Annotated in this window: 2 protein-coding genes and 1 tRNA gene; 2 read left to right on the top strand and 1 reads right to left on the bottom strand. The window is 37.2% G+C overall.

What is annotated here, in order from left to right; all coding sequences use genetic code 11:
- Window positions 1–76, bottom strand: a tRNA-Val gene (locus tag J3U67_RS00645).
- 874 nt (window positions 77–950) lie between these two features.
- Here J3U67_RS00645 and J3U67_RS00640 point away from each other — a divergent pair.
- The gene (locus J3U67_RS00640; protein WP_267403314.1) at window positions 951–4304 is read left to right on the top strand and encodes a PilC/PilY family type IV pilus protein; all 3354 of its coding nucleotides are present in this window, start codon (window positions 951–953) and stop codon (window positions 4302–4304) included.
- Between the two features lie 700 nt (window positions 4305–5004).
- On the top strand, window positions 5005–8538 hold the full coding sequence (locus J3U67_RS00635) for a PilC/PilY family type IV pilus protein (RefSeq protein WP_267403312.1): 3534 nt from the start codon (window positions 5005–5007) through the stop codon (window positions 8536–8538).
- The last annotated feature ends 113 nt before the right edge of the window (window positions 8539–8651 follow it).

Raw genomic sequence — 8651 nt, 5'->3', positions numbered from 1 at the left:
TGGTGGGTGATGACGGAGTCGAACCGCCGACATTCTGCTTGTAAGGCAGACGCTCTACCAACTGAGCTAATCACCCTGTGCTGTTGAGGCGCGTATTTAATCACAGTGCCAACACTTCAGCAAGCTATTTTTTAAATTAGCAAACACATATTAGCTAGTTATATGTTTTTTATAGATATAATTATTAAAGTAGAAATATGACTTATACATTAAATCATTCTGTAACAATAAAATTATAATTCAATTTGAAGATACAACCAATTTAAAACAACCTTACCACAGCCATACATGGCTCACACACTAATCTATTAATTGTCTTTTTATCCATCATCCCACAACATTACAGCCATACCAGTTTTTTGTTCAGGGGCTAACTAAGCTCAGCTGATCATCAATATCGAACTGCAAAATTAACAAAACAAAACATGTATAAATGTGCAGTAAGCAATAAAATTGCCAATATAGATAAAAAAGGATTTAATAATTCATTATTGAAATCGAAAATCAAACTAAAGTAAAAACTAAATACAATCTTAAACTACACAATAAACATATTAATAAATATAAAATACGCAATAAAATTTTAATAAATATCGATTAATTTATCCTTTACATTAATTTATTGGCTCTATCTAAGCAAAGTTAATCTGTTTACTTCTAAAATAAATTAAAAGATTATTTTTATTCAGGTTAGCATCCATGAGCATAAAATTGCTTAAAAATTCTTTTGGAATATAAAACACCGGCAAACGTTTCAGCTACCAACCTACTGTCTAACGGACCACATACATACCTTCAAACTGAATGATTACTCATGTCTGGATAGTATCCAGCATAAATGTCAGGATAAAAATCAGCCCTTCTAAATATTTTTTTATTACTTCTCTCTGTTCACCTTGCACAAGTTAATCAGCTGGCTAAAAACAGATCTCATCAAACGCAGGAAACTTATGAACCAGCAACCTGAAGCCATTCACAATCAACAAACCAGAAAAGAGCAACTTTATCAAACTCTGCGATGTACTATTCTGGGAATCTTGAGCTTACTGTCCTACTCCTCAGTCTCAGCCTCGGCCAATATCTTTGCCAATATCCCTTTACACTTACAAAGCAAATCGATTACCACCTCATCCTACAGCGTTAAACCCAATATCACATTCTACATCGACGATTCCGGCAGTATGTCTATGAACATTGTACCCATTACATACAAATGTCGTGTAAGTAAGTGGGTACCTAATCCAGATGGAAAAGGTGGCTACTGGCCACCTTTTGCTGGCTATGAATACGGTTTTAACGTGAAACCCAAAAATACCTCAGAAGTCCGCTATAGCTGCGACACCTATCGTCGTATCGATTCAGTAAAAGAAGTATTAACAGACATCATCAATAACTATCATGATGATATGTATTTTGCTTTTCGACCCATGTGCGGTACAGGTGACCAAAAAAAATTCAACAAATTTTATGACACTTCAGATCCCGACAATTACCAGAACATGCTGGACAATATTAAAAAACTTGAAACTCCGTGTGATACACCAACCACACGCCAGTTTCCTGTCATCGCCCGTAATCTAGTGATAAACAAACTTAAATACCGTTGTCAAAAATCCTATATCATTCTGTTGAGTGATGGCGAGGCAGACAATACCTACTCCGTATCCGACAAAAACTACAATAACAGCAAAGACTCACGCTACGATGCTTATTTCGACCGTGATTACAGCAGTGAAAATGAGCGCCTCAATTTTCTGACACGCAATCACAACATCAACAAACCATTTCGTCTGAAATACTACACAGACAGGCTCAATAATTCTAACTTTGGCAACTATATCTACACCAAGGATTATTATAATTCCAGTGGCCGATCCATTAATGCATCACCAGTTAGAAGAAAAACCGATGAAGCAGGCCAACCATGGGATGAAGTTGACCCCAAAACCGGTAAACGCTTTGTTCAAACTGCGCAGACCTTTACCATTGGTGTAGGTTTAGGCCAGCGTAATACCAATGAAGCCAAAATAGCCATTCCTTATCTGGAAAACGGTGCCACACCTAGTGGTGAATTTAATGAAAAAAACAATCCTAAAGGGCGCTTTTTCAACGCCAATTCTCGTGATGAAATTATCAGTGCCTTTGACAAAATTTTTAAAACCATTAAAGGAGAAATGACAGCTTCTACCATTCAAACCACCACTACTGCTCCCACCATTGCCATATCTAACACCAGTATCGGCAATTTGTCCATTACCGCCAAAGTCGAAACCGGAGCATGGAGCAGCCGCATCTGTATATCAGATCTCAATAAAAAAAATAACAACGATACCTGCCCTATGCAGCCATCCTTTGATAACCGGCAATTGCTACTGAATGATGGCAAAAACACCTATCTCTTTGATGGCAATTTAAACACTTTAAACAACAGCACATTTAAAATCAGCAACAATAATAAAAACCGTTTAGAATGGCGCGACGGTTTACTGGCTTGGTTAAACCGCTCTCTTACCGATTCAACACTCAAAAACAATGATTTTGTATTGGATTATCGCACCCGTCGTCCGTTGAAAGATTTTGGCAATACCCGAGATATCGGCGATATCATCGACAACCCAATTCTTACCGCCGGCAATATTGAAAACAATCGCCAGCAATACCTGATTACCTCAGCCAACGACGGCATGGTCTACGTATTTCGCTCAAGCAACAGTTCAAACCACCCGTATGATTTAAAATTCAACTACATGCCAATGGGCATCGAAAGACAAAGTAACAATGGTTCTGATTTGATCGCTCATTACTATAAAGATTTAACCAGTAAAAAATACGGTTCTAACGATTCCTACCCCCATCGCTACCTCCTCAACGGCGGTATGGTCGTACAACAGACTGATGGCAGCAACAATCGCCCACAACAAATTTTTATGGTTTCTACTTTAGGACAGGCTGGGCGCGGCGCCTTTGGTATCAACATCGGCGGGCATGATGTCATAACTGGCCGTCCTCTTGCTGCAGAAAATATGAATTCATCTAATTGGTATCAAGATGTATTTCTGTTTCAGACTCCTAGCGGAAAAGACAACCAATTCGGATATACCGTTGGCACACCTGCAATTGCCCGTGTACGCGTAAACAAGGCAGCCAACGCATCGGATACATCTATAACCGACCACATTCGTCAGGCAGCATTCATCAGCAATGGTTACAACTACTCCTCAACTCTGGCTCAGGATATAAGCGCCAAACCCTCCCCTGAATCGGCATTATATATTTACGATATTCTCGGAATCGATGTAGGCACCAAAGCTTACGCACGCACTGGCACAAAAAAAGGGGAATTGATTGCTAAACTGACTGCACCAAATAGTAAAGGCGGTCTATCCAGTCCCACCGTTATTGATATCGATGGTGATGGCATAGCCGACATTGTTTACGCTGGCGACTATGGAGGAAATCTCTATCGCTTTGATTTGCGTTCCCCTAATCCGGCCAACTGGAAAGTGCATAAAATTTTTACTGCTGATGCTCCTATTACTTCAGCAACAGGTGTAGTTTTGATACAGACACCCGGACAAAATCACAGTACCAGTCAAACCGCGATTATCACGTTTGGCACTGGAAGTGATATTTATCAATCAGACTTGAATAACAAACAGCAGCAATCAGTTTATGGAATCTACGACAATTTAAATCAGACACAAGTAGAAGAAATAAATAAAAATAATTTGTTAAAACAGGAATTTATTCAAAAAGAGCATTATAGACTACTGAGTAATTACCCATTAAACCCAAAAGTTCACCGCGGCTGGTATTTTCAACTGCAAAACAACACTGGAGAACGTGTAGTCACGAAACCAGTGATAGTATCTTATGCCGGAGCTGTCCTTTCACGCACGTACAACGTGAAAAAAGAAAATAAACTTCCTGATCCATGTAAAGTAACTACCACAACACAGCGCACCTCAGTCATCACAGGCAAAATCCAGTATAATGTAAGAAATGGAGGTGCATTACAGATTTCAGATCCCAACTTTGTGTTTGATGAACATGCACCAGCAGGCGCAAGTGTCAACAAAGAAGGACCTTTTGGTTTTATAGTATTAGGCTATAATGCTATTGATATAGGTGGATCGGCTACCCAAAAGCCACTAAGTGAAAAAACGCCTCTCCCAGATAGTTGCTCACGTGCAGCTGTAGTGGCCGCCACAACCGATGGAGAAAAATTAACAGTAAATGTACCACGCTGTCCTATCAGCATTAAGCAACTTTCATGGCGTGAAATAAGAACCAGCTATCATTAATTAAATCCAAGTTTGCTTTAACAGTTTATTCGTTTTAACAGGCAGATTATATTCAGAATATAATCTGCTTTATTTTTTTTCATACTGTATGAATTTGTCTGATTCTTTTTTGGCAAATTATTACATTGAGCAATTATTTTCAAATACGTTTCGGTAAATGTCGACGATATCAATAATTTAATACTTTATTAAAACATACCATAAATTAATCGCCTGACAGTTTTTTGATTATTTAGATTCAAATAGGAATGTAATTAAACTGATAATTTCTGTAAATAATATTTAATTCAAATCAATTGACTTAAACAGTTTTTATACCTATATTATCATATATTAGTTTTTATAAAATATACTTAATTTTGAAAAATATTTTCACATTTTAAGTAGTTTAGAAGACAATATCTTCATAAAATTTAACCAGCTGCCCAAGTAACAAGGTAAGGTATGAATAAAGTAGCAATTTAGAATTGAAAACCGGCTTTTCTAAATCTAAAGCAATCATGATCTCAGCAATTATTGAAGATTTGAGTGCTAAGTGAATTTTTAGTTGAATGTATATTTACATAACAATGTTTTAAATTTATTTTATTACACATTTCTTTAAAAGTAATAATATGAAAATATATATGTTTAACTGTTGATTGTATGTAATCAATTTCAAATTTAATATTTGCAGTTATATTAATCGGAGAACAACCCTATGTATAATAAAATCACAAGGGAAGAAAATTCCAGTTGTGGCTTTGGTAAAAGAATTATATTCAAAGCCGTAGCTGGGGCTTTGAGTTTAATTATGCTGCAAACTCAAGCAGCATCTAATATCTTTGCTGATGTTCCTCTGCGTTTACAAAGCAAATCTACTACCACAACTGCTTATAACATAAAACCTAATATTACTTTGTATATCGATGATTCGGGTAGTATGGGCGATTCAATCGGTTATAAATGTCAGTATCGTACATACACCTGTCAAAGATTAAACCCAAACACCAAAAAATGTTCTAACTGGGGTCCGACCAGCGGATGGAGCGGAGAGAATAATATGGTTACGGGATTTCCAGATTTAGCTAGACTAAATGAGCAAATTGATGATCCCAGTTTACCTGTAAATGAACACAAATGGACTTTTTATGGTTACTGTAAAGCTATCGGTATCGATGGTGACAAGAGAACAACCAAAATGATGATGGTACAAAGAGTATTATCAGATATTGTTGACACCAATAAAAATGAATTTTATTTCAGTCTCCAACCAATGAATAACTGGGCTGATTTAGAAAAAAATCCTAATGGATCATATCCTGCATATATTACTCCAGACTACAACAAATTTTACGATACCTCTGAGCTTAAAGATTACCAGTTTATTAAAGATCATATAATCGGAAACAAAGCGCAATCTATTCGAGGATTAAGAGCATCGGGAGGCACACCCACAGCCCTAAGGTTAAACGCTGTTGTACGCAATACAGTGATGAACAAATTGAGATATCGTTGTCAGAAATCTTATTTAATCCTATTAACTGATGGTCTGGATGCCGGTACACTTCCGATAACTGATTCTACTTATTTTGCCGGACGACTTAATTATGGTTATGATGGTTATTTCGATGGAAGCAATATCAGACCAGATGGTGCCCTCGTAAACATAAATAATCGGTTTAATTTGCTCAATTACTACACCAATACTTTGGCAAACAAAAATTTTGGTGATTACATTTATTCCAAAGATTTTGTTAACAACTATGGTGGTGGTTATCAGGTAAATACCAATAAGTTTACAGATAAAAGATCAGTTGATGAAGCTGGTCAACCATGGAATGGACCGGATCCACTGGGCGATAAACCTGGACACACAAAAAATTTTACTCAGACAGCACAAACATTCACTATAGGTGTGGGACTGGGAAGCAGAGCTTTGTCAACTGACCAATCAAGAGCAATAGCATATTTGTTAAATGGTGCTTCTCCAAAGCCTGACTATGACCCCAAAACTAACCCAAATGCTAGGTACTTTTTCAATGCAAATTCGTTGGAGGAGATTAATGAAGCTTTTAAAAAGATTTTTGAGGAAATAAAAGGAAAAACAACCACTACTACAGTAAATGTTACCACTACCGCCCCTTCTGTAGGTATTTCAAGTACAACAACTAACAACTCCAGAATTACAATCAAAGTTGAAACTGGTGGCTGGAGTAGTCAGATTTGTATTAATAAAATAGATGGTTCTGATAATGAATCCTGCGAAATTCGGCCTAGCTATGCTAATCGTAAATTGCTGCTGAATGATGGTACAAACACTTATTTGTTTTCTGATTCATTAAAAGATTTAAATAATAATTATTTTTTAATTCCAGATAATGATAAGAATAAGACAGAATGGTTGAATGGTTTGCTTACTTGGCTTAGCCGTTCAAAAGCTGACAACGAGATTAAAAAAGACGGATTTGTTCTGAACTACCGCGAGCGTAAGCAAAAAGACAATTATGGAGACACCCACAATATCGGTGATATTGATGATAATCCCATTCTTACTATTGGTGGTGATAGCCATGGCGGTGAATATCAGAAGTATATGATAACTTCTGCCAACGATGGTATGGTATATGTTTTCCAATCTACTAGTAATGAAACTCGGCCTTACGATTTGAAATTTAATTTCATGCCTATGGCTATTGAGCGACAAAGTAATGATGGTAGTGATATTGTTGCCCACTATTACAAAGATTTAACTGATAATAATTATGGCAGAGATAGTGAACATCCACATCGATTTTTATTAAATGGTGGTTTTTCTGTCTATGAAACTGAAGACAGAGGCGGTGCACCTGAACTGATATTTATGGTTTCTAATATGGGTCAAGCCGGACGCGGAGCATTTGCTATTAATATCGGCGGAAAAGATTTGATTTCTGGAAAGCCAATAGGCGCTGACAATATGGGAAGCTCCGACTGGTATAAAAATGTATTTCTTTTCCAGACGCCCACCGGAGAAAATAATAAATTTGGCTATACAATTGGTACCCCTAGTGTAGCCCGTGTTCGGGTCAACACCGATAAAGATGCCTCAGCTGTTTCAGTTAAGGATCACATCCGGGAAGCTGCGTTCCTTAATAATGGATATAATTACTCTGAAGACTACCGTAACTTGCCAACTCAACAATCTGAAGAGTCAGCATTGTATATTTATGATGTATTGGGTATAGATGTCGGTACTGCTGGTTATGTCAGAACTGGAATGCATGCCGGCCAACAAATAGCCAAGCTGGTTGCCCCGGGCGGATCAGGTGGGTTATCCAGTCCGGTTGCTTATGATATTGATGGTGATGGCGTTGCTGATCTTGTTTATGCCGGTGATTATGCAGGTAATATGTTCCGTTTTGATTTGCGTAGCCCAAATCCAGCTAATTGGAAAGCGACTAAAATCTTTTCAGCGGGCGCTCCTATTACTACAGCACCAGCTATTTTTGAAGCCCAAAAAGACCCTAATATTTCTTCAACGGATCAGAAAACGAATCGTAAAGTGGTTATTGTGTTCGGTACAGGTAGTGATATTTATCAGTCTGATCTGGAAAATAAGGATCAACAAACCATTTATGGTATTTACGATGATCTGACACCTAATGTTGATCCACTGGTTAGTAAAAATTCTTTACTACAACAAGTTATGACCTATAACGGTGGAACAGGTGTGTTAAGTAATAATCCTTTTTCAGCTGACAAATACAGAGGCTGGTATTTTAACCTGAATACCGATGGTGAGCGTGTGGTAACACCTGTAGAACAGCTTTTATATTCTGGAATGGTGCTTACCCGTTCTTATTCAGTTTCTTCTGATAATAAGCTACGTGATCCTTGTCAGCCGGTAACCACAAATGAAAAAACCAATGTTTACACAAGAAAAACGCAATTCAATGCTCTAACAGGTGGTGCATTGCTTGAATCGGATCCGCATATCATCTATGATCCAAACACTCCCCTAGCTAGCAGTGTTGGCATTGACAGTCTAGTAGGTATGAAAATTAGTGGTGGAAGTAATAAGAATGTTCTCAGCGTTTCTGGTAAACAAACTTCATTAAATAAACAAAAGGAAAATCAGACAAGCTGTTTACGAACCGCTCCTCAGGTAGCCATGACAGATGGATCCAAACCAGTGATAAGTGGTGTTCAAATGTGTCCGATCAGCATTAAACGATTGTCATGGAGAGAAGTGAAAACAAGTTATCTTGATTAAATTAATTAAATAGCTAGTATTGATAACTTTAATCTGCACTTACTACTTGAGTAATAGCTTAGGTAGTAAGTGCTTTTTTTTATTTAAAATATGAAAAATAATTTTTTTATTGG

The organism is Snodgrassella sp. B3837, assembly GCF_026535955.1.
In the GTDB taxonomy this organism is placed as follows: Bacteria; Pseudomonadota; Gammaproteobacteria; order Burkholderiales; family Neisseriaceae; genus Snodgrassella; species Snodgrassella alvi_E.
The sequence above is the reverse complement of the archived record's forward strand: the minus strand, read 5'-3'. Positions and strand labels throughout refer to the sequence as shown.